The sequence below is a fragment of the Streptomyces sp. NPDC102462 genome, assembly GCF_044765425.1.
GTDB lineage: Bacteria > Actinomycetota > Actinomycetes > Streptomycetales > Streptomycetaceae > Streptomyces.
Map to the genome: position 1 here is coordinate 38,232 of NZ_JBIWKB010000047.1, position 23,915 is coordinate 62,146.

General features: G+C 72.9%; 23 protein-coding genes. 7 read left to right on the forward strand and 16 right to left on the reverse strand.

Annotated elements, in window-relative coordinates; translation table 11 throughout:
- Nucleotide 1: 1 nt before the first annotated feature.
- Both dut and ACIRFL_RS31690 read right to left on the reverse strand, forming a co-directional pair.
- Entirely contained in the window at nucleotides 2-598 is a 597-nt protein-coding gene (gene dut, locus ACIRFL_RS31685) for a dUTP diphosphatase (RefSeq protein ID WP_404035106.1), read from the reverse strand.
- Nucleotides 595-1,179, reverse strand: coding sequence for a PaaI family thioesterase (locus ACIRFL_RS31690; protein ID WP_404035109.1), 585 nt, complete (start codon nucleotides 1,177-1,179; stop codon nucleotides 595-597). The genes dut and ACIRFL_RS31690 overlap by 4 nt, the downstream gene beginning before the upstream one ends.
- A gap of 656 nt (nucleotides 1,180-1,835) precedes the next feature.
- Here ACIRFL_RS31690 and ACIRFL_RS31695 point away from each other — a divergent pair.
- Entirely contained in the window at nucleotides 1,836-2,303 is a 468-nt protein-coding gene (locus ACIRFL_RS31695) for a DUF3093 domain-containing protein (RefSeq protein WP_404035112.1), read from the forward strand.
- A 37-nt stretch (nucleotides 2,304-2,340) separates the two neighbouring features.
- Here the strand turns inward: ACIRFL_RS31695 and ACIRFL_RS31700 are convergent, their stop codons facing one another.
- The 4 genes from ACIRFL_RS31700 to ACIRFL_RS31715 form a co-directional block, all read right to left on the reverse strand.
- The gene (locus ACIRFL_RS31700; RefSeq protein ID WP_404035114.1) at nucleotides 2,341-3,300 is read right to left on the reverse strand and encodes a hypothetical protein; all 960 of its coding nucleotides are present in this window, start codon (nucleotides 3,298-3,300) and stop codon (nucleotides 2,341-2,343) included.
- A 13-nt stretch (nucleotides 3,301-3,313) separates the two neighbouring features.
- On the reverse strand, nucleotides 3,314-3,610 hold the full coding sequence (locus tag ACIRFL_RS31705; protein WP_351348258.1) for a DUF4193 domain-containing protein: 297 nt from the start codon (nucleotides 3,608-3,610) through the stop codon (nucleotides 3,314-3,316).
- 471 nt (nucleotides 3,611-4,081) lie between these two features.
- A complete protein-coding gene (locus ACIRFL_RS31710; protein WP_404035118.1) occupies nucleotides 4,082-5,314 on the reverse strand; it encodes a sensor histidine kinase in 1,233 nt (410 codons plus the stop codon).
- A gap of 6 nt (nucleotides 5,315-5,320) precedes the next feature.
- Entirely contained in the window at nucleotides 5,321-5,974 is a 654-nt protein-coding gene (locus ACIRFL_RS31715; RefSeq protein ID WP_007387794.1) for a response regulator transcription factor, read from the reverse strand.
- Between the two features lie 414 nt (nucleotides 5,975-6,388).
- Here ACIRFL_RS31715 and ACIRFL_RS31720 point away from each other — a divergent pair, with 414 nt between their 5' ends.
- A complete protein-coding gene (locus tag ACIRFL_RS31720) occupies nucleotides 6,389-6,562 on the forward strand; it encodes a hypothetical protein (RefSeq protein ID WP_404035121.1) in 174 nt (57 codons plus the stop codon).
- A gap of 173 nt (nucleotides 6,563-6,735) precedes the next feature.
- Here the strand turns inward: ACIRFL_RS31720 and ACIRFL_RS31725 are convergent, their stop codons facing one another.
- Nucleotides 6,736-7,572: an inositol monophosphatase family protein gene (locus tag ACIRFL_RS31725; RefSeq protein ID WP_404035123.1), complete on the reverse strand. Its 837-nt coding sequence runs from the start codon at nucleotides 7,570-7,572 to the stop codon at nucleotides 6,736-6,738.
- Nucleotides 7,569-8,696, reverse strand: a complete 1,128-nt coding sequence (locus tag ACIRFL_RS31730; RefSeq protein ID WP_404035126.1) for a ferrochelatase — start codon at nucleotides 8,694-8,696, stop codon at nucleotides 7,569-7,571. Before ACIRFL_RS31730 ends, ACIRFL_RS31725 begins: the two co-directional genes overlap by 4 nt.
- A 207-nt stretch (nucleotides 8,697-8,903) precedes the next feature.
- Here ACIRFL_RS31730 and ACIRFL_RS31735 point away from each other — a divergent pair, with 207 nt between their 5' ends.
- Entirely contained in the window at nucleotides 8,904-10,142 is a 1,239-nt protein-coding gene (locus ACIRFL_RS31735; protein WP_404035129.1) for an MFS transporter, read from the forward strand.
- Nucleotides 10,102-11,421 (forward strand): D-arabinono-1,4-lactone oxidase, encoded by a 1,320-nt coding sequence (locus tag ACIRFL_RS31740; RefSeq protein ID WP_404035131.1) that lies wholly within the window; start codon nucleotides 10,102-10,104, stop codon nucleotides 11,419-11,421. The genes ACIRFL_RS31735 and ACIRFL_RS31740 overlap by 41 nt, the downstream gene beginning before the upstream one ends.
- On the opposite strand, the gene ACIRFL_RS31745 is transcribed toward ACIRFL_RS31740, so the two are convergent.
- Nucleotides 11,345-12,133: a hypothetical protein gene (locus ACIRFL_RS31745; protein ID WP_404035134.1), complete on the reverse strand. Its 789-nt coding sequence runs from the start codon at nucleotides 12,131-12,133 to the stop codon at nucleotides 11,345-11,347. The genes ACIRFL_RS31740 and ACIRFL_RS31745 overlap by 77 nt on opposite strands.
- A 472-nt stretch (nucleotides 12,134-12,605) precedes the next feature.
- Between ACIRFL_RS31745 and sepH the strand changes: the two genes are divergently transcribed.
- The gene (gene sepH / locus ACIRFL_RS31750) at nucleotides 12,606-13,637 is read left to right on the forward strand and encodes a septation protein SepH (protein ID WP_404035136.1); all 1,032 of its coding nucleotides are present in this window, start codon (nucleotides 12,606-12,608) and stop codon (nucleotides 13,635-13,637) included.
- Nucleotides 13,638-13,712: 75 nt separating this feature from the next.
- Here the strand turns inward: sepH and ACIRFL_RS31755 are convergent, their stop codons facing one another.
- Nucleotides 13,713-14,564 carry a sulfurtransferase gene (locus tag ACIRFL_RS31755; RefSeq protein ID WP_404035139.1) on the reverse strand — a complete coding sequence of 284 codons (852 nt, stop codon included), beginning with the start codon at nucleotides 14,562-14,564 and terminating at the stop codon, nucleotides 13,713-13,715.
- 317 nt (nucleotides 14,565-14,881) lie between these two features.
- Here ACIRFL_RS31755 and ACIRFL_RS31760 point away from each other — a divergent pair, with 317 nt between their 5' ends.
- Nucleotides 14,882-15,682 (forward strand): VOC family protein, encoded by an 801-nt coding sequence (locus ACIRFL_RS31760; protein WP_404035142.1) that lies wholly within the window; start codon nucleotides 14,882-14,884, stop codon nucleotides 15,680-15,682.
- A gap of 231 nt (nucleotides 15,683-15,913) precedes the next feature.
- On the opposite strand, the gene ACIRFL_RS31765 is transcribed toward ACIRFL_RS31760, so the two are convergent.
- The 4 genes from ACIRFL_RS31765 to ACIRFL_RS31780 form a co-directional block, all read right to left on the reverse strand.
- Nucleotides 15,914-16,564, reverse strand: a complete 651-nt coding sequence (locus tag ACIRFL_RS31765) for a thymidine kinase (protein ID WP_404035145.1) — start codon at nucleotides 16,562-16,564, stop codon at nucleotides 15,914-15,916.
- Nucleotides 16,565-16,665: 101 nt separating this feature from the next.
- A complete protein-coding gene (locus ACIRFL_RS31770; protein WP_404035148.1) occupies nucleotides 16,666-17,862 on the reverse strand; it encodes an alkaline phosphatase family protein in 1,197 nt (398 codons plus the stop codon).
- On the reverse strand, nucleotides 17,862-18,458 hold the full coding sequence (locus ACIRFL_RS31775; RefSeq protein ID WP_404035151.1) for a DUF5998 family protein: 597 nt from the start codon (nucleotides 18,456-18,458) through the stop codon (nucleotides 17,862-17,864). Before ACIRFL_RS31775 ends, ACIRFL_RS31770 begins: the two co-directional genes overlap by 1 nt.
- Before the next feature lie 281 nt (nucleotides 18,459-18,739).
- Nucleotides 18,740-21,631, reverse strand: a complete 2,892-nt coding sequence (locus ACIRFL_RS31780) for a GNAT family N-acetyltransferase (protein ID WP_404035154.1) — start codon at nucleotides 21,629-21,631, stop codon at nucleotides 18,740-18,742.
- Nucleotides 21,632-21,806: 175 nt separating this feature from the next.
- On the opposite strand from ACIRFL_RS31780, the gene ACIRFL_RS31785 reads away from it, so the two are divergent.
- Nucleotides 21,807-22,088, forward strand: a complete 282-nt coding sequence (locus ACIRFL_RS31785) for an HPr family phosphocarrier protein (protein ID WP_404035157.1) — start codon at nucleotides 21,807-21,809, stop codon at nucleotides 22,086-22,088.
- Between the two features lie 181 nt (nucleotides 22,089-22,269).
- Here ACIRFL_RS31785 and ACIRFL_RS31790 read toward each other — a convergent pair whose 3' ends face one another.
- Both ACIRFL_RS31790 and ACIRFL_RS31795 read right to left on the reverse strand, forming a co-directional pair.
- On the reverse strand, nucleotides 22,270-22,965 hold the full coding sequence (locus tag ACIRFL_RS31790; protein WP_404035160.1) for a GntR family transcriptional regulator: 696 nt from the start codon (nucleotides 22,963-22,965) through the stop codon (nucleotides 22,270-22,272).
- A gap of 188 nt (nucleotides 22,966-23,153) precedes the next feature.
- Complete coding sequence (locus ACIRFL_RS31795; protein WP_404035162.1) at nucleotides 23,154-23,906, reverse strand: M23 family metallopeptidase; 753 nt, start codon at nucleotides 23,904-23,906, stop codon at nucleotides 23,154-23,156.
- Nucleotides 23,907-23,915: the final 9 nt, after the last annotated feature.

The window sequence follows — 23,915 nt, forward strand, 5'->3', positions numbered from 1 at the left end:
GTCACTGTCCTTCCCGGTCGGATACGACCGAAGCGTATCGATTCCCACCCGCCTGGCCGCCCTCGGCGACCTGACCGCTTGTGCCGCTCTCGCCGCCCACCGCGGCATGGCCCCCGGTGGACCCGAAGCCCCCCTCGGCCCGCGCCGAGCCGGGAAGCTCCGCGACCTCCTGGAAGCGGACCCTCTCGACCTGCTGGACGACCAGTTGGGCAATCCGGTCGAAGCGCTCGAACCGCACGGACTCGCGCGGGTCGAGATTCACCACGATCACCTTGATCTCCCCACGGTACCCGGCATCAACCGTCCCCGGGGCATTCACGAGGGCGACACCGCAGCGGGCGGCCAGACCGGATCGGGGGTGCACGAAGGCCGCGTACCCGTCCGGCAGGGCGATCGACACTCCCGTGGGCAGCACGATCCGCTCGCCCGGCTTCAGTTCGCAGCTCCGCGTCGTGCGCAGGTCGGCCCCGGCGTCACCGGGAAGCGCGTACGCCGGAAGCGGTACGTCGGGGTCGACGCGCCGGATCAGCACGTCGACGGGGGCACGCGGATCCGGGGCGACGGAGCCCGCCGGGGGCTCGGGGTGCGGGGCGCTCACGGGTTCACCTCGAAGGCGCGGGCGCGCCGGACCTGGTCCGGGTCGCTCAGGGCGGCCTGGATCTCCTCCTCGCGGCCGTTGTCGACGAAGTGGTCGACCTTGACCTCGATGAACAGCGCGTCGGCACGGACGGCCACGGGGCCGTCGGGGCCTGCGATGCGGCCGACCGCGCTGGAGTAGATCTTCCGCCCGGCGACCGCGGTCACCTCGGCGGTCAGGTGCAGCGTCGTGCCGACCGGCACCGGCCGCACGAAGTCGGTCTCCAGCCGGACCGTCACCGCGATCGTCCGCAACAGCCAGTTCAGCGAGCCCAGCGTCTCGTCCAGGGCGGTGGCCAGCACACCCCCGTGCGCGAGGCCGGGGGCACCCTGGTGGGCGGGCTGCACGGTGAACTCGGCGGTCAGGGTGACGCCCTCGCCCGCCCGCGCCTCCAGGCGCAGCCCGTGCGGCTGGTCGTGACCACAGCCGAAACACTGTCCGTAATGCGAACCGAGCAATTCGCCGGGCGCGGGCGCATCGGGATGCCGCACCGGCGTCACGGCGTCGGCAGGGGGCTGAAGAGCCGCGGAACTACCACTCACAGCCGCAGACCTTACCCGCCCGCCCACCGCGCCACCCGCCCCCCGTCCGGCCACAGCAGGGTGAAGGCGACCGTCACGTCGCCCTCGCCGACGGCCCACAGCACCTGCTGAACGAGACCAACCACATACGGACCGACGGGACCGGGGCTGCCCCACATCCCGGAGCCCCGACGACCGGCGCGGTGGCGCGCGGGCTCGCCGAGCGGCTGAAGGCCCCGACCAGCCCCGGCCCCGGAGCCCCGGCGGCCGACACGGCGCCGCGCGAGGCGCCCACCGGTTGAAGGTCCCGGCCAACACCACCGCGTCGGCCGGCCGTCGCAGCCGACCACCACGCCGACCCACCATCCGACACGGCACGGCGACCTGCCCCGACGAGGGGCGCCCCGCCGGGCCGCGTCCCCAGGGGCACAGGCGGGTGCCCCGCATCCCGGAGGCCCGGCGACCGACACGGCACCGCGCGGGGCTCGCCGACCGGCTGGAGGCCCCGGCCAACACCACCGCGTCGGCCGGCCGTCGCAGCCGACCACCACGCCCGCCCACCGTCCGACATGGCACCACGGCCGCGCCCGGAGGCGTCCCGCCGGGCCGCGGCGCCCGGGGACGCAGGCGGGTGCCCTGGTTCGGGGGGTGGGTGGGGGGCGTGCCAAGCTGGGGGCATGGAGGACTCCGGCACCCCGTACGACGAACGCCTCACCGCCCCCCGGTCGTGGTGGCTGATCAGCTTTCTGGTCGGCGTCTCGCTGGCCCTGATCCTGCTCCCCTTCGGCACGCTGCCGATGCTGGGCGGGCTGGCCGGCGGCACAGCCGCCGCCGCGGTCGTGGCCAGCGCCTACGGCTCGCTGCGCATCCGCGTCGTGGGCGACCACCTGATCGCGGGCGAGGCGAAGATCCCGGTCACGGCGCTCGGCGCGTCGGAGATCCTGGATCCGGAGGAGGCCCGTGCCTGGCGCACCTACAAGGCCGACACCCGCGCCTTCCTCCTGCTGCGCGCCTACATCCCGCAGGCGCTCCGCGTCGAGGTCACCGACCCGGCCGACCCCACCCCGTACCTGTACCTGTCCACCCGTGCCCCGGAGCAGCTGGCGGCGGCGATCGAGGCGGCCCGCAGCCGCGCGGCGGCCTGATCGTCCCGGGCGCGCGACAGGCCGGAGGGGCGCCGCGTCAGCGCCCCGGCTCGCCGGTGATGTCCCCCGGTGTCAGCGGTTCGGCGGGAGGCTCCAGCGGGGGCAGCTCGGGCAGTTCGTCCCAGGGAACCTGGATCTTGCGCAGATCGGCGCGGATCCGCGCGGCCAGCTTCTTGGTGTCCCGCCGGTTCATGACCGCCCCGACGGCGGCCCCGACCATGAACGGCATCAGGTTCGGCAGGTTCCGCACCATCCGTTTCATGATCTGCTGGCGCAGTTGACGCTTCATGTGGCCCCCGAGGGCCGTGTCGATCGTCGACGGCTTCATCACGTCGATCCCGCGCTCCCCCGACCAGGAGGACAGATACGCGGTGCTGCGGGCCATCAGGCCGCCCGGCGGCCGCAGGCCGTAGACCTCGTGCAGTTCGGCGATCAGCTTCAGTTCGATCGCCGCGACCCCGGTGATCTCCGCGGCCAGTTCGGTCGGCATCGCGGGCGGCACCGGGAGCATCGCCGCCGCACCGACCCCGGCGCCGATGGTCGAGGTCCCGTGGGCCGCGCCCGCCACGAGCTTGTCCGCGATCTGCTCGGGCCCGAGGCCCGGGAACTGCCGGCGCAGCGTCGCGAGGTCCCGCACGGGGATCCGCGGGGCCATGTCGATGATCCGGTCGGCGAGGTACGCCAGGCCCGCCCTGGCACGGCTGCCGCCCTTGCGGGCGCCGTCCCGGGCCAGGTCCCGGGCCCTGCCACGGACGACCACGGTCCTTTCCCATGCTCTGCGCCGCGTTCGACCGGGGGCCGCCTCCGTCGGTGCGACGGTCGCGGGCCGCTCCGTCGGCGCCGGGCGGTCACCCCGGTCGGCCGCCGGTTCGAGCGAGGCTCCCGCACCGGGTGAGCCCCGCTCGACATCACGCGCGCCGTGCGAGCCGTCCCGCGGCCCATGGTCCGCTCCCCGCAGGGGGAAGCGGCGCTTCCGAGGAGGGGTCGAGCCAGTCACGGCCGACCCACCCTCAGTCGCAGTCGCGGCAGATCGGCTGACCGTTCTTCTCGCGGGCCAGCTGGCTGCGGTGGTGCACCAGGAAGCAGCTCATGCATGTGAACTCGTCCTGCTGCTTGGGCAGCACCCGGACCGCCAGTTCCTCGTTCGAGAGGTCGGCGCCGGGCAGCTCAAGCCCTTCCGCGGCCTCGAACTCGTCGACGTCGACGGCGGCGGTCGACTTGTCGTTCCGCCGGGCCTTCAGTTCTTCAAGGCTGTCCGAGTCGACGTCGTCGTCGGTCTTGCGTGGAGTGTCGTAATCGGTTGCCATGTCGCTCTCCCCCTCTGGGTGTCTGCGGTGTCTCCAGCGCACGTAACGCGTGAGAGGCCGGACTTGTGCCCGACCCGAGGCGGAGATTTTGCCTCACATCAAGGTCTGTTACTCAATCGACACCCAACCGGACTCCTCAAGAGTGATCGGCTTGGATGGCGATGGGGACCGTACACGGTCCGGATGCCGCACCTCAAAGGCGTCTCACCGAGTACTTCCCGTGATCAAGACCCTTGAAAACCAGGACTTTTCCGGCTTTTCGCCTCGGTTTGTGATCACGGAGCGTAGATGGCTGGAAATCCGCCCATGTGATCGATCACACAGGCGAAGCCCCGCCGACCCACCCGGAAATTCCGCGCAAAGCGAACAAGCCCGGGTGTGTCGGCCACCTCGATCACCATCGTCTCCGCTGCGGCCGAGATCCACGTCGGGATCCACATGATCCACGTCGGGATCCCCAACGAGATCGCATCACATCGGCAGAGTGACCCGCATCACGAGCCCGCCTCCCTCACGCGGTTGGGCCGAGATGTGACCGCCGTGCGCGCGCGTCACGGACCGGACGATGGACAGGCCGAGGCCGACCCCCTTGTCGCTGCCCGTGCGCTCCGTACGCAGCCTCCTGAAGGGCTCGAAGAGGTTGTCGATCTCGTACGCCGGCACGACCGGGCCGGTGTTGGAGACGGACAGCACCGCCTGGCCGTGCTGGACGTCGGTGGTGACCTCGACCCAGCCGTCCTCGGGGACGTTGTACCGCACGGCGTTCTGCACCAGGTTCAGGGCGATCCGCTCCAGCAGGACGCCGTTGCCCTGGACCACCGCGGGCGCGCACTCGCCCGTGATCCGCACGCCCTTGGCCTCCGCCTCCGCGTGCACCTGGTCGATGGCCTGGGAGGCGACCTCGGCGAGGTCCACGGGCTTGCGCTCGACGATCTGGTTGTCGCTGCGGGCCAGCAGCAGCAGTCCCTCCACCAGCTGCTCGCTGCGCTCGTTGGTGGCCAGCAGCGTCTTACCCAGCTGTTGCAGCTCCACCGGCGCGCCGGGGTCGGACAACTGCACTTCCAGGAGCGTGCGGTTGATCGCGAGCGGGGTGCGCAGTTCGTGCGAGGCGTTCCCGACGAAGCGCTGCTGGGCCGTGAACGCCCGTTGCAATCGCTCCAGCATCTCGTCGAAGGTGTCGGCCAGCTCCTTCAGCTCGTCGTCCGGGCCGTCCAGCTCGATCCGCCGTGACAGGTCCGAGCCCGCCACCGCGCGCGCAGTGCGGGTGATCCGGCCGAGCGGCGACAGCACGCGGCCGGCCATCGCGTAACCGAACGCGAAGGCGATCACGGCGAGGCCCAGCAGGGCCAGCAGCGAGCGGCTGAGCAGATTGTCCAGGGCGACCTGGCGCTGGTGGTCGGCGCACTGGCTGATCGCCTGGTTGAAGTCGGTCGTGTTGATCGCCGGGCAGTTCTCGCTGGAGACCTTGAGCGCCGAGAAGCTGACGATCTTGAACAGGGGCTGGTTGCCCGTGTTGATCGCCTGCGCGGCCAGCAGATAGATGATCGACAGCAGCAGGATGCCGGCGATCAGGAACATGCCGCCGTACAGCAGCGTCAGGCGTATCCGGATGGTCGGGCGCAGCCAGGGGTACGGCGACTGGGGTCTGCGCGGATCCCAGGTGGGCTTCGGAGGCGCCTGCGGGTGTGCGGGTGTCGTCGCCACGATGCATCAGATCCGATAGCCGGAGCCGGGGACGGTCACGATGACGGGCGGCTCGCCCAGCTTGCGGCGCAGGGTCATGACCGTCACCCGCACGACGTTGGTGAAGGGGTCCGTGTTCTCGTCCCAGGCCTTCTCCAGAAGCTGCTCCGCGGAGACCACGGCTCCCTCGCTGCGCATCAGGACCTCCAGCACGGCGAACTCCTTCGGCGCGAGCTGGACCTCCTTGCCGTCCCGGAAGACCTCGCGGCGGTTCGGGTCGAGCTTGATCCCGGCCCGCTCCAGGACGGGCGGCAGCGGCACGCTGGTGCGCCGGCCGAGGGCACGCACGCGTGCGATCAGCTCGCTGAACGCGAAGGGCTTGGGCAGATAGTCGTCGGCGCCGATCTCCAGGCCCTCGACACGGTCGCTGACATCGCCGGACGCGGTGAGCATCAGCACGCGCGTGGGCATGCCCAGCTCGACGATCCTGCGGCAGACGTCGTCGCCGTGCACGAGCGGGAGGTCGCGGTCGAGGACGACCACGTCGTAGTCGTTGACGCCGATGCGTTCCAGGGCTGCCGCACCGTCGTACACGACGTCGACGGCCATGGCCTCCCGGCGCAGCCCGGTGGCCACCGCATCCGCGAGCAGTTGCTCGTCCTCGACGACGAGTACGCGCACGTCGCATGTCCTTCCTGTGTCCACCCGCGTAGCGCAACCGTGGGCGCACGGGTGGGAATCCTCATGGGGTGTGACTCCATCCTGCCCTTTTCAGCCATAAGTCGGCTGTAAGACGGGTGCCCGGACCGGACGGAACGGGGTGCTGGAGCGGGAATGCCAGATTTTCTCCCGCGGTTGAGGTTTCCACGGAGGGGAGCAGGGGGAGGACGGCTTTACACCCCGCGATCACGCTCTGCATGTGCCGTACCACCATGTGGTACGTCGCGGTCCGCTTCCCGCAGAGCGGGCGTGGGTGTCCGGCACCGTCGCCGCCCAGCACGGGCAGCGCTGGGCACCTGCAGGAGACGTGATCGCCCCTCCCGAACGGCACACCCCCGTGCCACCGACCCACGACCCAGGACGAGGGGGCGCAGCATGGACGCATTCACCACAGGACTTCTGCAGCGCATAAAGGCGACCGAGTCCGACCTGTCCCGGGCTCGCGACGAAGGCGACGACTTCCTCGTAGAGGTGGAGCAGGCCGAGCTCGACGACCTGCGGCGCCTCGCCGCCGAACACGGTGTGGAGGTCGGCGCGACCAGCGTCTGACAGCCCGTAGCGCAGCGACAGAACCCCGGCGAATCCAGCGCCGGGGTTCTGTCGTATCCGGTCGGCCGTCTACGGGGCGGCGAAGCCGGTGGTGGGGAACAGTCGGACCGGGACGGCCCGCACCGTCGGGTGCGTGGGGGCTGGGCGTGCAGTTCCCCGCGCCCCTGGTGGGGTCAGTCGTGCCAGGCTCCGAAGTCTTCCAGGAGGCGTTGGAGGGGCTCGAAGACGCCTGGGGTGGCCGCGACCGTCAGGTCGCCGGAGGGGCGCTCTCCGGGGCGTCCTCCGGTCAGGGCGCCCGCTTCCCGGGCGATCAGGTCGCCCGCGGCCATGTCCCACGCGTTCAGCCCGCGCTCGTAGTAGCCGTCGAGGCGGCCCGCGGCCAGGTCGCACAGGTCGACCGCGGCCGAGCCGCCGCGCCGGATGTCACGCAGCAGCGGGATCAGCCGGGCGGCCACCTCGGCCTGGTGGGTGCGGACCTGCGTCACGTAGTTGAAGCCGGTCGACACCAGGGCCTGCTCCAGGGGCGCAGAGGGGCGGCAGGACAGCGCGCGCTCGCCCTCCCAGGCGCCGGTGGCCCAGGCACCGCCGCCGCGCACCGCGTGGTACGTCTCTCCGCGCATCGGGGCGGCCACCACTGCGACGACGGTCTCGCCGTCCTGCTCGGCCGCGATGGACACGGACCAGGTCGGCAGCCCGTACAGGTAGTTCACCGTGCCGTCGAGCGGGTCGATCACCCAGCGGATGCCGCTCGTGCCCTCGCTGGAGGCGCCCTCCTCGCCCAGGAAGCCGTCGTCCGGGCGGTGGTCGGCGATCAGGCCGGTGATCAGCTTCTCGGCCGCTATGTCCATCTCGGTGACGACGTCGATCGGGCTTGACTTGGTCCGCGCCACCGCGAGGTCGGCCGGGCGGCCGTCCCGCAGCAGCTCGCCCGCGCGACGGGCGGCCTCCCGGGCGAGTGCAAGCAGGTCCGCATACTCCGGGTGCAGGGTCTCGGTCACGGGGCTCCTCATGCGTAGGGGCTGTCGGCGCCCGCGGCGGCCGGCTTGGGGGCGCGGGCCGGGCAGCAGCCGACCGGGCAGAGGTCATGGCTCGCGCCGAGCGCGCCGAGGGCGCAGCGCGTGACGGCCCGCCCGCTCTGCGCGGCGGCGCGCTCCAGGACCAGCTCGCGGATCGCGGCGGCGAACCGCGGGTCGGCGCCGACCGTGGCCGACCGGCGCACCGGCAGGCCCAGCTCCTCCGCCTTGGCCTTCGCCTCCGTGTCGAGGTCGTAGAGGACCTCCATGTGGTCGGAGACGAAGCCGATGGGGGCCATGACGACGGCGGGCACCCCGGCGGCGTGCCGCTCCTCCAGGTGGTCGCAGATGTCGGGCTCGAGCCACGGGATGTGCGGGGCACCGGAGCGGGACTGGTAGACGAGCCGCCACGGGTGGTCGACGCCGGTGCGTTCCCGGACGGCGTCGGCGATCAGCTGGGCCACGTCCAGGTGCTGCTCGACGTAGGCGCCGCCCTCGCCGTGCGCCTCCTCGGGGCCCGAGGTGTCCGCGGCGGAGGTCGGGATGGAGTGGGTGGTGAAGGCGATGTGGGCGCCGTCGCGGACGTCCTCGGGGAGGTCGGCGAGGGCGTCCAGCACGCCGTCGATCATGGGCTCGACGAAGCCGGGGTGGTTGAAGTAGTGCCGCAGCTTGTCGATCCTCGGCAGGTCGAGGCCGTCCGCCCGGAGGGCAGCCAGCGCGTCGGCCAGGTTCTCGCGGTACTGCCTGCAACCCGAGTAGGAGGCGTAGGCGCTGGTGGCCAGGACCAGGACGCGGCGGTGGCCGTCGGCGACCAGCTCGCGCAGGGTGTCCGTCAGGTACGGCGACCAGTTGCGGTTGCCCCAGTAGACCGGCAGGTCGAGGCCGTGCTCGGCGAAGTCCTTGCGCAGGGCGGCGAGCAGGGCGCGGTTCTGGTCGTTGATGGGGCTGACCCCGCCGAACAGGAAGTAGTGTCGGCCGACTTCCTTGAGGCGTTCCTTGGGGATACCGCGGCCCCGTGTCACGTTCTCCAGGAACGGGACCACGTCGTCCGGGCCTTCGGGGCCGCCGAAGGAGAGCAGGAGCAGGGCGTCGTAGGGGCTGGCATCGAGCGCGTCGGGCATGTACCGATCCTGCCACCCGGCACTGACGGCCGGGAAACGGCGGGGTGACGCGTGCGGTTCCGGGCGGATTTCCCGCGAATTTCCAGGTGCATTAGGGTGACCTAACTCGTAAGCTGTATCAGCTCTCTTCACGCCTTACCGAGCCGACGCGTGTCCCGTACCCGCCGTCGGCCGAGCCGCCTGCCGCACCGTACTCCGGAGACCCCTGTGCCCAGCCCCTACCGCGCCCTGTTCGCCGCCCCCGGCACCAAGGCGTTCTCCGCCGCGGGCTTCCTCGGCCGGATGCCGCTGTCGATGATGGGCATCGGCGTGGTCACGATGGTCTCCCAGCTGACCGGGCGGTACGGACTCGCGGGCGCGCTGTCGGCCACCATCGCGCTGTCGGCCGCGGCGCTCGGTCCGCAGATCTCCCGGCTGGTCGACCAGTACGGGCAGCGCAGGGTGCTGCGCCCCGCGACCCTGGTCGCGCTCGCCGCGTCCGCCGGGCTGCTGTGCGCCGCGTACTTCTCGTGGCCGGACTGGGTGCTGTTCGTGTGCGCCGCCGGGATCGGCTCGGTGCCCAGCCTGGGCGCGATGATCCGGTCCCGGTGGGCGGCCCTGTACCGGGGCACCCCGCAGCTGCACACGGCCTACTCGTTCGAGTCGGTGATCGACGAGGTCTGCTTCATCTTCGGGCCGATCATCTCCATCGGCCTGTCCACCGCCTGGTTCCCCGAGGCGGGGCCGCTGCTGGCCGCCTGCTTCCTGGCCGTGGGCGTCTTCTGGCTGACCGCCCAGCGCGCCACCGAGCCGACGCCGCACCCGCGCGAGCACCACGGCGGCGGCAGCGCACTGCGCGCTCCCGGCCTCCAGGTGCTGGTGGCCACGTTCGTCGCCACGGGAGCGATCTTCGGGGCGGTCGACGTGGTCACGGTCGCCTTCGCCGACGAGCGCGGCCACAAGGGCGCCGCAAGCGTGGTCCTGGCGCTGTACGCGGCGGGCTCCTGCGCGGCCGGGGTGGTGTTCGGCCTGCTGCGCTTCTCCGGGGCCGCGGAACGCCGGTGGCTGCTGGGCGTGTGCGCGATGGCCGTGAGTATGATCCCCCTCCTACTGGTCGGAAACCTGCCGCTTCTGGCCGTGGCGCTGTTCGTTGCGGGCCTGTCCATCGCGCCGACGATGATCACGACGATGTCCCTCATCGAAGAGCACGTACCTCGCGCGAAGCTCACCGAGGGCATGACCTGGGTGAGCACCGGCCTCGCGGTCGGGGTCGCGCTCGGCTCGTCCGTGGCCGGCTGGGTGATCGACACGGCCGGTGCGCGCGCCGGGTACGGGGTTCCGGCCGTGTCCGGGGCCGTCGCGGTCGTGGTCGGTTTCCTCGGGTACCGCCGGCTCTGCAGGCCGGTCACGGGTCGGGGAGGCGTCGTTGAGCAGCACAGCCAGCGGAAAGAACGGCACGTGGCGTAACTGGGGAGGCAATGTCGTCGCGCGTCCCGCGCGCGAGGTGATGCCGGCCTCGGTGGACGAGCTGGCGTCGGCGGTGCGGCAGGCCGCCGAGGACGGCCTGCGGGTCAAGGCGGTCGGTACCGGGCACTCCTTCACCGCGGTTGCCGCCACCGACGGAGTGTTGATCCGCCCTCAACTGTTGACCGGCATCCGCGGGATCGACCGGGAAGCCATGACCGTCACCGTTGAGGCGGGCACCCCGCTCAAGAGGCTCAACATGGCTCTGGCGCGCGAGGGGCTGTCGCTCACCAACATGGGCGACATCATGGAGCAGACCGTCGCCGGGGCCACCGGCACCGGCACCCACGGCACCGGCCGGGATTCGGCCTCCATAGCCGCCCAGATCAGGGGACTTGAGCTGGTCACGGCGGACGGATCGGTGCTCTCCTGCTCGCAGAAGGAGAACCCGGAGGTCTTCGCGGCCGCCCGGATCGGTCTGGGCGCCCTCGGTGTCGTCACCGCGATCACCTTCGCCGTGGAGCCGGTCTTCCTGTTGACGGCCCGCGAGGAGCCGATGCCGCTCGACCGGGTGCTCGCCGAGTTCGATCAACTCTGGGCGGAGAACGAGCACTTCGAGTTCTACTGGTTTCCGCACACCGGCAACACCAACACCAAGCGCAACAACCGCAGCGCGGGCCCGGAGCGGCCGGTGGGGCAGGTGGCGGGCTGGTTCGAGGACGAGTTCCTCTCCAACGGGGTGTTCCAGGTGGCCCAGTGGGTCGGCCGGGCGGCGCCCGCGACCGTCCCGGCCATCGCCCGGCTCTCCAGCAGGGCGCTGTCCGCGCGCGTCTACACGGACATCCCCTACAAGGTCTTCACATCCCCGCGCCGGGTGCGCTTCGTGGAGATGGAGTACGCCGTTCCGCGCGTGGCCCTGGTGGACACGTTGCGCGAACTGAAGTCGATGGTCGACCGCTCGGGCCTTCGGGTCAGCTTCCCGGTCGAGGTGCGCACGGCGCCGGCCGACGACATCACCCTGTCCACCGCCTCGGGCCGGGACAGCGCGTACATCGCCGTCCACATGTTCCGGGGCACGCCGTACCAGGCGTACTTCACCGCCGCTGAGCGGATCTTCACCGCGCACGAGGGCCGTCCGCACTGGGGCAAGGTGCACACCCGGGAAGCCGCCCACCTCGCCGGGGCCTACCCGCGCTTCGGTGAGTTCACGGCGTTGCGGGACCGGCTGGATCCGGAACGGCGGTTCCAGAACGACTACTTGCGGAGGGTGCTGGGGCCGTAGCGGAGCCGCTGGGCGCGGGGGTGGCCGTCGGCGCCGGGTCCGTCCGGCCGTCCTGCTGCCGCTGCGGGGAGCCGCTGGGTGCGGGCGTCGGGCCGCCGGCCGTGGCGCCGTCGCTCCCCGGCGAACCCCCGGTGCCCGCCGAGTGGCCGGCCGAGGACGACGACGGCGAGGCGGACGAGTCGGGCGCCGCAGGCGACGAGGGTGAGACATCGCCACGGGACTTCGACGAGGTCGAGCCGCGGACCGCGTCGCTGACCGTCGTGCCCGTGCCGCCGCCGAAGGTCTGGCCGGAGACCAGTTCGTACGTCGTGATGCCGGCCAGCGCGAGTCCGAACACGAGGGCGGCGGCGAGCACCGGGCGCCGCCGGCCGCGGATCCGCGCGCGGTAGACCGTGCCCTCGGTGAACACGCCGGGCGCGGGCGGGGCTTGCTCCGCGGGCCTGGCGGCGACCGCCGCGCCGCGGATCTGTTCCCCGGTCCGTGAGAAGAAGTGCTGGAAGAGGCTGCCGCCGCAGGTGGCCACGACGCTGACGACGCCGGCCCCGAGGATGGTGCCGTAGACGCCGAAGTAGGAGGCGAGTTTGGCGGCCACGACGGCGGCCACGGCGCTGCCCGCGACCTGGGGGACGCTCAGGTCGAGGCGCCTGCGCCGGGGTTCCCCGCCCTCGTCCCGCCCGCTCGGCTCACCGCCGGTATCGGGCCTTTCGCGCATCACCGGACTCTTCCTGCCTTTCGCGTACGTGATCGACCGACCGCACGAGAAGGTGACGTACCGGAGAAACCGATAGTTCCGTTTCTGTGGATTGCGTGAAGTTCGCCACGGTCAGGCCCGTGAAATCCGGGTTGCGGGTAACCGGTTACCCCTCCTCGCCAGAAGTTGGACGGCGCGCCAATCCACGCACGTGGTCCAAATGGAGTACTGTTGCGAGCCCTGGGTCCGGCCTCCCGCCAGGGTGTCCGGGGCCCTGTTGGACCGCCGGGAGGGGGGCTAGTTGCACAGGGTGACGGAGTTGGTCACTTAGCGTTGCGAATAGGTAACCGTGCCATAACGGCGATCCAGGGCCTGTGCCCGACACGCCGGGCAACTCGGCAAGGTTGTGGCAGGCTGCACCCGGGCAGGCCACACTCGACTAGCGGAAGCAGCGACGCAGGTGACGTCGGCAGGCACCACCCGGGAGGTTCCCATGCCCGAACTGCGTGTCGTGGCCGTCTCCAATGACGGCACACGGCTGGTGCTCAAGGCTGCCGACTCCACGGAGTACACGCTTCCGATCGACGAACGGCTGCGCGCCGCCGTGCGCGGCGACCGTCCGCGCCTCGGCCAGATCGAGATCGAGGTGGAGAGCCATCTCCGCCCCCGCGACATCCAGGCGCGTATACGGGCAGGCGCGACCGCGGAGGAGGTCGCGCAGCTCGCCGGCATCCCCGTCGACCGCGTACGCCGGTTCGAGGGTCCCGTACTCGCGGAGCGCGCCTTCATGGCGGAGCGGGCCCGCAAGACCCCGGTCCGCCGCCCCGGCGAGAACTCCGGCCCGCTGCTCGGCGAGGCAGTCCAGGAGCGACTGCTGCTGCGCGGCGCCGAGAAGGACACCGTGCAGTGGGACTCGTGGCGCCGCGACGACGGCACCTGGGAGGTTCTGCTGGTCTACCGGGTGGCGGGCGAGCCGCACTCGGCGAGCTGGACGTACGACCCGCCACGGCGGCTCGTCCAGGCCGTCGACGACGAGGCGCGCTCGCTGATCGGCGAGTCCGACGATCTCGCCGTACCGGAGCCGAGCTTTCCGTTCGTGCCGCGCATCGCCCGCCTGCCCCGCGACCGCCCGCTGGACCGCTCCCTCGACCGGGAGCGGCCGAGCCTGCCGGCGCAGGCGTCCGAGCCCGCCGAGGAGAGCACGGGCGAGCGCGACTCGCTGACCAGCCTGCTGGAGGCGGTGCCGAGCTTCCGTGGCGACATGGTGGTGCCGGAACGCCCCGCGGAGCCCGCGGAGGAGCCCGTCGCCGATCCCGCCGCGGAGGAGCCTCCCGCCCCGGCGGCCTCGGCCGGTTCCGCCTACGCGGACGTGCTCATGCCGCGTTCGGTAGGCAGCCACCGCGACCGTCTCATCGGGGCCACCGACCGCCAGGCCGAGGCCGACGGGGTCCGCCCGGGCCGCCGGGCGGCGGTCCCCAGCTGGGACGAGATCGTCTTCGGCACGCGCCGCAAGAAGCAGGACTGACAGGCCGTACGACCCATGAGGAGGGGACCCGGACTTCCGGGCCCCCTCCCTGGGCTGTCGGGCTTCTTCAGGGCGTCACTGCGGGTCGGGCCCCACGGCGACGGGCCGGGACGGATCAGCGGACCACTCGGACCACGAACCCACGTACAGCGCCGCCGGGATGCCCGCGACCGCGAGGGCCAGCACCTGGTGGGCCGCCGAGACACCGGAGCCGCAGTACACGCCGACCTGCGTGCCGTCCAGGGCGCCGAGGGAGGCGAACCGGGCCCTCAGCTCGTCCGCGGACAGGAACCGCCCGTCCAGGCCCACGTTCTCGTTCGTCGGCGCCGACACGGCACCCGGGATGTGCCCGCCGACGGGGTCGATCGGCTCCACGTCGCCCCGGTACCGCTCCCCCGCGCGGGCGTCGAGCAGCACCCCGGAGCGGGCCAGCGCGGCGGCCGCCGCCGCGTCGAGCAGTCCCGTCTCCCGCGGCACCGGCCGGAAGTCGCCCTCGGCCGGCTCGGGGATCTCGGTCGACAGCGGGCCCTCCCAAGCGGCAAGCCCGCCGTCCAGGACTCTCACGTCCGGGTGACCCGTCCAGCGCAGCAGCCACCACGCGCGGGCCGCCGCCCAGCCATGGCCGCCGTCGTACACGACGACCGGCCGGTTCGCCGACACGCCCGCCCGGCGCATCGCGGCGCCGAACTCGGCCAGGTCGGGCAGCGGATGCCGGCCGCGCTCCCCGGGGGCCGCGGCCAGTTCCCGGTCGAGGTCGACGAAGACCGCGCCCGGGATGTGCCCGGCCGCGTACTCGGCCCGGCCGTCGAAGGCCGGTGCGCCGCTCGCCGCGGGCACGCTCAACTGCCAGCGGACGTCGAGCAGCACGGGCGGGGCGTCCCGGGTCAGATCGTGCGCGAGTCGGGATGCGGTGATGATGGCTTCCATGGCCCCATCCATACGCCAGGGGTGGCCGCGTCGTCCAGGTCCGACTACTCTGCTCCGCCGGACGGGCTCGGTCACGTGACGTACGGGACGGGGCACCTGCTGTGCGGCGGTGGGACGACCGGCGATCGCCGGGAAACGGGAGGGGGCACGGCGGACCCGGCAAGCTCGCGGCGCCGTGCCGCCGGCCCGCGGCGCGCACGCTCCGTGCCGCCCCACGGGTGCGAGCGGCGGCACGGAGCGTGCGCGCCGCCGCGGCGCACCGGTTCCGCGGAGCGGAAGCGACACGGCCACCGCGAGGGGCCGGGGAGAGGGTGACGATGACCGAGTCACGGGGATCGGCCGGTCCCGACGGCGGCACGCGCCGGCGCACGCCCGGCACACCCTGCTGGGTGAGTCTCATGGTGCGCGCGCTGACGGCGACGGAGGAGTTCTACGGGGCGCTGTTCGGCTGGGAGTTCCGGCCCGGGCCGCAGCAGCTCGGTCCCTATGTGCGGGCCCTGCTCGACGGGCGGGAGGTGGCCGGGATCGGCCGGCTGCCGCCGGACCGGCCGCTGTCCGTCGCCTGGACCCCCTATCTCGCCTCCGACGACGCGGACCGCACTGCCGAAACGGTACGGCTGTGCGGCGGCACGGTGGGGGTCGGCCCGCTGGACGCCGCCGACGCCGGGCGGATGGCGATCGCCTCCGACCCGTCGGGGGCCGTGTTCGGGATCTGGCAGGGCGGCGCCCACCCCGGTGCGGCCGTCACCGGAGTGCCCGGCACCCCTGCCTGGAGCGAACTCGTCACCTTCGAGACCGCGAGCGTCGTCAAGTTCTACACGACGGTGTTCGGTTACGGGCAGGAGCCGGTCGTCTCCTCCGGCCTCGACTACGTCACCCTGCACGTCGACGGCCGTCCGGTGGCCGGTGTGCACGGCATGGGGCACGGGCTGCCACGGGACCGCGGCCCGCACTGGCGTACGTACTTCGAAGTGGCCGACACGGACGCGACGTTGCGCCGGATCGTCGAACTCGGCGGCCAGGTGCGCACGCCGGCCCACGACAGCGACCACGGGCGGGTGGCCGCCGTGGCGGACCCCGAAGGGGCCAGGTTCTGGGTGATCCAGAGCGCGCGCTGACCTCCCGGAGGCGGTGCGCCGCCCTTGATGCGCGGCGCACGCGCCCCTCGGCTGCGGTGCGTTGCCGAGAGGTCCGCCGTCCGGAGCGCACCCGCCCCCGTCGTCCGGCGGAGTCAGGCCCGTGGGCGCGGCAGCACGCCCGGCGTCAGGGCTGCCGCTCGCGCCGTCGCGCTCGTCGCCCGCCACCGACGGTGACCGCGGCACAGCGCCTCGGTCATCAGGCGCGCCCGGTCAGGCCGAGGTCACGGGCAGGACATCGGGAGAGAGCGCACCGGCGCGGGCGGTCGCCGCGGTCATGCGGCGGAGGTGATGACGGCGGCACAGGACCTCGTACCCGATCTCCGCCTCGGGGCGGTTCACATCGCCGATGACCACCTGCGCGCCCTCGACCACCATCTCGCCGCCCACCGTGCGCGCGTTGTGCGTCGCCCTGGCTCCGCACCAGCACAGCGCCTCGACCTGAAGCGTCTCGATCCGGTCGGCCAGCTCGATCAGCCGCTGCGAACCCGGGAACAGCTTGGTGCGGAAGTCCGTGGTGATCCCGAAGGCGAAGACGTCGAGCCCGAGGTCGTCCACGACCCGGGCCAGCTGATCGATCTGCTCCGGCGCGAGGAACTGCGCCTCGTCCACGATCACGTAATCGGCCTTGCCGCCCCGGGACAACTGGTCGACCAGGTAGGCGTACATGTCCATGCCCTCGGCCGCCTCGACGGCCTCCGTCACCAGGCCCAGCCGCGAGGACAGCTTCCCCTCACCGGCCCGGTCGTCGCGCGTGAAGATGACACCCTTGAGCCCCCGAGCCGAACGATTGTGGCCCATCTGGAGCGCCAAGGTGCTCTTGCCGCAATCCATGGTCCCGGAGAAGAACACCAGCTCGGGCATGGGAAGTCGAGGACCTTTCGACGAGGGCGGCACGGGGCGGGGCTGAACGGTGCTGAATCGAGCGGGGGGCGACGGCGTGGGGCCAGGGGGCGGTCGGATCGTCAGGAGCGTACTTCGAGCAGCGGGACCAGTTGCTCGGCAGGGGTCATCGAACCGTGGTTGCCGACCATGGCCGACTCCTTCGGCTCCCGCTCGGAGGCGATGATCAGCACGTCGTCGTGCGCCGCCGCCATCACGTCACCCAGGCGCGCGTACACCCGGTCGTCGCACGCGCCGGGCGGCCCGAACCAGCCCGCGGCGATCGCCTCGTCCCGCGAGGCCACCCAGAACCGCTCCCCCAGCACCTCGCGCCAGCACGTCAGGACGTCGTTCTCGGCGCCCGGCAGCGCGTAGACGTGCCGCGCGCGTCCCTCGCCGCCCAGCAGGGCGACGCCGGCCCGCAGCTCCCAGTCCTCGTCGAAGTCGATGCGGTGCTCTTCGTCGAAGGGCACGTCGATCATGCCGTGGTCGGCGGTGACGTAGAGCGCGCTGCGCGGCGGCAGTTGCTCGGCGAGGCGCTGGGCGAGCCGGTCGACGTACATGAGCTGGCCGCGCCAGGTGTCGGAGGCGACGCCGTAGCGGTGCCCCGCACCGTCCAGTTCGGCGTAGTACGTGTACACCAGGGCCCGGTCGGCGGCGGCCAGTTGCTCGGCCGCGAGGTCCACGCGGTCCTCGCCGCTGAGCCGCCCGTGGAACGTGCCGCCGCTGAGCGCGACCTTGGTGAGCGGGGTGCTCTCGAAGGCCGGGGAGGAGACCTGGGCCGCGTGCACGCCCGCGTCGTGGGCGAGCTGGAAGACGGTGGGGTACGGCTGCCAGTCGGCCGGCGGGGTCCACGGCTGCCAGCGCAGCTGGTTCATCAGCTCGCCGGTGGCCGGGTTGCGCACGGTGTAGCCGGGCAGGCCGTGCGCGCCCGGCGGCAGCCCGGTGCCGACGGAGGCGAGGGAGGTCGCGGTGGTCGCCGGGTAGCCGCTGGTGATCGGGCGGCCGGTGCCGCCGCGTGAGCTGCCGAGCAGCGAGGTCAGGAAGGGCGCCTCGGCGGGATGGGCGGCCAGCTGCTCCCAGCCGAGCCCGTCGATCAGGAAGACACAGTTGCGGTCGGCGGCGGTCAGCTCCGGGATCGCCGCGGTCATGCCCGGCACGGCCATCCCGGCGGCCAGGGTGGGCAGCAGGTCGGCGAGCGAGCCGCTGCCGTACTGGGGCGGCGGCGCGGTGCCGAGGGCGAGCGGTTCCGGGTGCGGGTCCCAGGCAGTCTGCACCATCAGCGCGCGACGTCCGCGGTCGCCTCGGAGATGGCCTGGGCGAAGGCGAGCGCCTGGCGCACCGTCTCCGGGCCGTCCCCGGCCTCGCTGACGCGCAGGCTGAGGTCGTCCGCCGTCGAGCTGCCCGTATAGCCGTGGTCGGCCTCGCAGTTCGGGTCGCCGCAGGCGGCGGGCTCCAGGTCGATCCGGGAGACGGCGCCCCAGCCGATGGTCAGCACCACCTCGCGGGGCGGCGTGCCCGGCGTGTACTGCTCCGGGTTGGCGACGACGCGGCTGACCACCACGGACGAGATCCGGCCGAGCTTCACGGACTCCGTGGAGGTGGTGGCGTACGGCGTCGGGGAGGTGCTGTCGTCGGCCTGCTCGTCGGTGTGGCTGACGATGAAGCGGGTGCCGGTGAGGACGAGCACGGTCACATGCCGGCGGACCTCGTTCTGGTCGAACGTCGTCTCCTGGTGGACCAGGTACGACCGCATGGGCTCGCCGCCCACGGCGGCCTCCACCGCCTCGGCCACGAGGGCCGGGTAGTAGCCGCTGCGCTCGATCGCCGCACGCAGCCCCTGGGTCGTCGTACTGGTCTTGGCCATGGCGTCCATCCTAGTCCGTGGGCGCACAGGCTCCGCCCCGGTCGCCGGCACCGCCCCGGCGGCCGGCCCCGGCCACGAAAGGCCCGCCCCGCCAGAACGGTCCCGAACACGGAAAAGCCGAGCTTGCGGGGCGGCTCCGGGCACGGGAAAGCCGGTCCACCAGGGCGGCTCCGGGCGCGCGTGAGCCGAACCGGCGGGGCGGGACCGGGCGCGGGTGGGCCGGGTCGGCAAGGCGGGTCCGGACACGGGCCGGACGGGGTCGGGCCTGGTCGGGATGGGTGTGGGCGGGATCAGTATGCGGGGAGTGTCCGGGGGCCGAGGTCGTCGCGGGCCGGTGGGGGCGCGAGCCGCACCGTGGCGTCGAGGACGCTCAGCCCGTGCGGGGCGACGACCACCGGCTCCAGGGTGACCGCCACCACCTCGGGGTGGTCGTCGACCAGCCGGGAGACGCGCAGCAGCAGTTCCTCCAGCGCAGGCGTGTCGGCCGGTGCGGAGCCGCGCCAGCCGAACAGCAGCGGTGCGGTCCGGATGGCGCGCACCAGCGAGGTCGCGTCCCGGTCGGTCACCGGGATCAGCCGGTGCGCCGTGTCACCGAGCAACTGCGAGGCGGCCCCGGCCAGTCCGAAGGAGAGCACGGCCCCGGCCGCCGGGTCGATCACGGCCCGTACGACGGTGTCGACGCCCCGGGGTGCCATCGGCTGTACCACCGGGCGCAGTTCGGCGGGCTTTCCGAACAGCTCGGTCAACTCGGCGTAGGCGCGGCGCAGTTGCTCCTCGTCGGCCAGGTCGAGGCGTACCCCGCCCAGATCGGCGCGGTGCCGCAGATGCGGCGCGGTCGCCTTGAGGGCGACCGGGTAGCCAAGGGAGCGGGCGGCCTCGGCGGCGGCGTCGGGGGTGGGGGCGGCAAGCGCGCGGCGCACATGGATGCCGTACCGCCCGAGCAGTTCGCAGGACTGCTCCTTGCCGAGCGTGCGGCCCTGTCCGCGCGTGAGCAGGCCGTCGATCAGCTCGGCGGCGCCCTTCTCGTCGATGTCCTCGTACTCGGGCACTTTCCCGGGCTCGGCCGCCTCGCGCCGCCACTGCGCGTACTTGACGGCTTCCGCCAGCGCCCGCACCGCGCGTTCGGCCGCCGGGTAGGCGGGTATCAGACGGGAGCCCTCGCGCGGCGCTTCGGAGGCGGTGCCGTCCCGGTCCCGCGGCACTTCGGATGCGCTGCTCTCCCGGCCCCTCGGCGCGGGGGGCGGCTCCTGGGCCGGGGCCGGCGGGGTGGTGCGGACCTCGTCCGCGGGGGCGTGCGGCCCGGCCTGAGGTGCCGTACCGGCCGCCGCCGACAACGCCTCGGCGAGACCGCCGAGTTCCACGTGCACGACGAGCACGGGCTTCGCGGGGGCCGCCGCGGCGGCGGACCGCAGGGCCTCGGCCAGTTCCGCGTCACCGGGCGGGCCCGCCCCGATCGCCGGGATGGCCGTGACGACGACCGCGTCACAGGTGTCGTCCGCGAGCGCCCGGGACAGCGCCCGGTGGAAGTCCCGTGCCGTGGCCCCGGTCGTCAGGTCCAGCGGCCGCTCCGGGCGCAGCCCCTCGGCCAGGCACCGGTCGTAGGTGAGCAGCCCCAGCGACTCGGAGTTCCCGAGGATCGCCACCCGGGGCCCTGCGGGCAGCGGCTGGCGCGCGAGGAGGAGTCCCGTGTCGACCAGTTCGGTGATCGTGTCGACCCGGACGACGCCCGCCTGCCGCAGCAGCGCGGACACGGTCGCGTGCGGCAGCCGGGTGGCACGGACCGCGTGGCCCTGTGGCGCGGTGCCGGCCCCCTGGACCACGACCAGCGGCTTGGCCGCGGCCGTCCGGCGCGCCAGCCGGGTGAACTTGCGCGGGTTGCCGATGGTCTCCAGGTACATGAGGACGACGTCGGTGTCGGGGTCGTCGTACCAGTACTGGATGAGGTCGTTGCCGGAGACGTCCGCCCGGTTGCCGGACGACACGAAGGTGGACACGCCGGTGACGCCGGTGACGCCTCCCCCGCGCCGGTGCAGCCGGGACAGCAGGGCGATGCCGATCGCCCCGGACTGGGCGAACAGGCCGATCCGTCCGGGGCGCGGCAGCTCGGGCGCGAGCGAGGCGTTGAGCCGCACCTCGGGAGAGGTGTTGATGACTCCGAAGGCGTTCGGCCCGACGAGCCGCATGCCGTACGTGCGCGCCTGCCGGAGGAGGGCGCGCTGCCGCTCGCGCCCCTCGGGCCCGCTCTCCGCGTATCCGGCGGAGAGCACCACGAGACCCTGCACGCCGTGTGCGCCGCAGTCGGCGACCGCCTCGGTGACCTGTTCGGCCGGGACGGCGACGACCGCGAGGTCCACGGGGCCGGCGATGTCCCGGACCGAGCGGTACGCGGGTACGCCGTCGACCTGTTCCAGTTCCTCGGGGAAGGCCGTGTTGACGGCGTACAGGCTCCCGGTGAATCCGGCGTCCCGGATGTTGCCGAGGACGCCGCGGCCGACGCCGCCGGGCGTGCGGCCCACGCCGAGGACGGCGACGGAGCGGGGTGCGAGCAGCCGGCGCACCGACCGCGCCTCGGCGCGCTGCTCCCGCGCACGCTGCACGGCGAGCGAGCGGTCGGTGGGTTCCAGGTCGAACTCCAGGCGTACGACGCCGTCCTCGAAGCTGCGCTTCTGGGTGTAGCCGGCGTCCCTGAACACCTTGATCATCTTGGTGTTGGCGGGCAGCACCTCGGCGGCGAAGCGACGGATGCCGCGCTCGCGGGCGACGGCGGCGATGTGCTCCAGGAGGGCGGAGGCGACGCCGCGCCCCTGGTGCGCGTCCTGCACCAGGAAGGCGACCTCGGCCTCGTCCGCGGGGCCGGTGGCGGGCGCGCCGTCGGCGCCGATGCGGTCGTAGCGTACGGTGGCGATGAACTCGCCGCCGATGGTGGCCGCGAGTCCCACCCGGTCCACGAAGTCGTGGTGCGTGAAGCGGTGGACGTCCTTGGCGGACAGGCGGGGGTACGGCGCGAAGAAGCGGTAGTACTTCGACTCGTCGGAGACCTGCTCGTAGAAACTGACCAGGCGGTCGGCGTCATCAACGGTGATGGGCCGGATGCGCGCGGTGCCGCCGTCGCGCAGTACCACGTCCGCCTCCCAGTGGGCGGGGTACTCGTGCCGGTCGCGCCGGTCCGCCGGGGTCTGCATGGGCCCCAGAGTACGGCTCGCCAATGACAACGTCGCGAGGCAGTCTGTGGGGGACGGAGTCGGGCCGAGGCCGCGGTCCGACGACACGCCGGAGCGGGCGACAGGCCCGCTCCGGGCTCGCTTCACCATATGGAAAACTGGTCTAGACAACCTGAACACCGAAGGGCAGCAACACATGGCTGAGCGCCGCGTCAACGTCGGCTGGGCCGAGGGCCTTCACGCCCGTCCCGCCTCCATCTTCGTCCGAGCCGCCACGGCCGCAGGCGTCCCGGTGACGATCGCCAAGGCCGGGGGCACCCCGGTCAACGCGGCCTCGATGCTGGCCGTGCTCGGCCTGGGCGCCCAGGGAGGCGAGGAGATCGTCCTCAGCTCCGACGCCGAGGGCGCGGACGCGGCCCTGGACCGGCTGGCGAAGCTGGTCGCCGAGGGCCTGGAAGAGCTGCCCGAGACCGTCTGAGCCGGTTCCCGAAGCCGCGTCGTCCTGAAAAGGCGACGCGGCTTCCGCGTTTTCACGGCCGGCCGCAGGAATTCGCAGCCGACTTACGCCGCAACAGCCGGCCATAAACCGGGGCACAACAAAAAGAGGCGACGGCAGGACCCCCTCTCCCGAATTCCCCTCTTTGTATACGGCGCCCGTGTTAATTCCGCAGACTCGGCATGTTTACGACGTGTTGCGAATTCCTCACGCGCTCGGTGCGGTCGGCGCCCGGGGAGAACCGCAGCCGGTGCGCGGCCGACGCGCGCTCGGTGTGCAGGGCCATGACCGCCCGCGCGCGCTCCGCGTCCCCGCGCGCCACCGCGTCCACGACGGCGCCGTGCTCCGCCCAGGACTCGACGGGGCTTGCGGGCGACTCCACCACGTACATCCAGGCGATCTTGTGCCGGAGCTGGGTGAGCGTCGAGGTCAGGGCTTGGCTGCCGGTGGCCTGGGCGAGCGTCACGTGGAACCAGCCGCCGAGGGAGCGCAGATCCTCGCTGTTGCCCCGCCTGGCCCGCTCCTGCCCCAGCCTGACCAGGCCGCGCAGCACCTTGAGGTGGGCCTCCGTGCGCCGCTGGGCGGCCCGGGAGGCGCCCAGCGGCTCCAGGAGCAGGCGCATCTCCAGCAGGTCGGCGGCCTCCTGCTCGGTGGGTTCGGCCACGCACGCGCCCGCGTGCCGCCGCGTCACCACGAACCCCTCCGCCTCCAGGGTGCGCAGGGCCTCGCGGACGGGGACGCGCGAGACGCCGTAGCGGCGCGCGAGCAGTTCCTCGGTGAGCCGGCTGCCGCGCTCGTAGACACCGGCGACGATGTCGTCCCGGATCGCCGTGCACACCGAGTGCGCCGGAATACGCATGACCGACCTCCGCCTTAATCCCCGTGAAACGCCGACGATTGACGTGTGTTCCGTGACTCTATGGCAATGAGCCGGAATTTCCGATGGCGGGCCGGAATCCATGGATATTTTTTGGACATCGGGGCGTCCGAAACGACGAAAACCCCGGCTCGCGAGCCGGGGCCGCGGCGCCCGCGCGCCGCCGGTCGTCAGACGTTCACACCGTGCTTGCGGAGATAGGCGACGGGGTCGACGTCGGAGCCGTACTCCGGGCTCGTCCGCGCCTCGAAGTGCAGGTGCGGACCGGTCGTGTTGCCCGTGGAGCCGGACAGCCCGAGCTGCCGGCCGGGAGTGACCCGCTCGCCCACCGAGACAGCGACGGACGACAGATGGCCGTACTGGGTGTACATGCCGTCCGCCATTCGGATCACCACCTCGTAGCCGTACGCGCCGCCCCAGCCGGCCGACACGACGGTGCCGGAGCCCACCGCGTGGACGGCGGTGCCGGCCGCGGCGTGGAAGTCGACGCCGGTGTGGCTGCCGGAGGACCACAGGGAGCCGCCGGTGCGGTATCCGGTGGAGAGGTAGGAGTGCGCGATCGGCGCGACGAAGGCGTTCAGCCGCCTGCGCTCGGCCTCGCGGGCGGCCCGGACCTCGGCCGCGCGTTCCGTCGCCGCCCGCCGCGCCGCCGCCTTGCGCGCGGCCTCCTCGGCCGCCTTCTCCTCGGCGGCCTGCCGCTGCGCGGCCGCCTGGGCGCCGATCTGCTCGGCGACCGAGTCGCCGATGCCGACGACGGGGGTGAGGCCGGTCTGCTCCGCGGTGGTGGCGGCGTGCGCCGGACCGGCCGCGAGGGTGCCCATGACACCGGTGGCGGCAAGGGTCGCGACGCCCGCGGCGCGGGAGGTGGTGCGGTGCATCCGGGTGGAACGGCGGTGCTTCCCGGTGGCGCGGGTGAACGCCATGGAGTGACG

Excerpts from the sequence above, each read along its gene's own strand:
- ACIRFL_RS31790 (WP_404035160.1), bottom strand. The coding sequence starts at position 22,965 with ATGCGTATTCCGGCGCACTCGGTGTGCACGGCGATCCGGGACGACATC.
- ACIRFL_RS31775 (WP_404035151.1), bottom strand. The coding sequence starts at position 18,458 with ATGGACGCCATGGCCAAGACCAGTACGACGACCCAGGGGCTGCGTGCG.
- ACIRFL_RS31765 (WP_404035145.1), bottom strand. The coding sequence starts at position 16,564 with ATGCCCGAGCTGGTGTTCTTCTCCGGGACCATGGATTGCGGCAAGAGC.
- ACIRFL_RS31785 (WP_404035157.1), top strand. The coding sequence starts at position 21,807 with ATGGCTGAGCGCCGCGTCAACGTCGGCTGGGCCGAGGGCCTTCACGCC.
- ACIRFL_RS31755 (WP_404035139.1), bottom strand. The coding sequence starts at position 14,564 with ATGGAAGCCATCATCACCGCATCCCGACTCGCGCACGATCTGACCCGG.
- ACIRFL_RS31760 (WP_404035142.1), top strand. The coding sequence starts at position 14,882 with ATGACCGAGTCACGGGGATCGGCCGGTCCCGACGGCGGCACGCGCCGG.
- ACIRFL_RS31720 (WP_404035121.1), top strand. The coding sequence starts at position 6,389 with ATGGACGCATTCACCACAGGACTTCTGCAGCGCATAAAGGCGACCGAG.
- ACIRFL_RS31745 (WP_404035134.1), bottom strand. The coding sequence starts at position 12,133 with ATGCGCGAAAGGCCCGATACCGGCGGTGAGCCGAGCGGGCGGGACGAG.
- ACIRFL_RS31705 (WP_351348258.1), bottom strand. The coding sequence starts at position 3,610 with ATGGCAACCGATTACGACACTCCACGCAAGACCGACGACGACGTCGAC.
- ACIRFL_RS31695 (WP_404035112.1), top strand. The coding sequence starts at position 1,836 with ATGGAGGACTCCGGCACCCCGTACGACGAACGCCTCACCGCCCCCCGG.
- ACIRFL_RS31795 (WP_404035162.1), bottom strand. The coding sequence starts at position 23,906 with ATGGCGTTCACCCGCGCCACCGGGAAGCACCGCCGTTCCACCCGGATG.
- ACIRFL_RS31770 (WP_404035148.1), bottom strand. The coding sequence starts at position 17,862 with ATGGTGCAGACTGCCTGGGACCCGCACCCGGAACCGCTCGCCCTCGGC.
- ACIRFL_RS31780 (WP_404035154.1), bottom strand. The coding sequence starts at position 21,631 with ATGCAGACCCCGGCGGACCGGCGCGACCGGCACGAGTACCCCGCCCAC.
- ACIRFL_RS31730 (WP_404035126.1), bottom strand. The coding sequence starts at position 8,696 with ATGCCCGACGCGCTCGATGCCAGCCCCTACGACGCCCTGCTCCTGCTC.
- sepH (WP_404035136.1), top strand. The coding sequence starts at position 12,606 with ATGCCCGAACTGCGTGTCGTGGCCGTCTCCAATGACGGCACACGGCTG.
- ACIRFL_RS31725 (WP_404035123.1), bottom strand. The coding sequence starts at position 7,572 with ATGAGGAGCCCCGTGACCGAGACCCTGCACCCGGAGTATGCGGACCTG.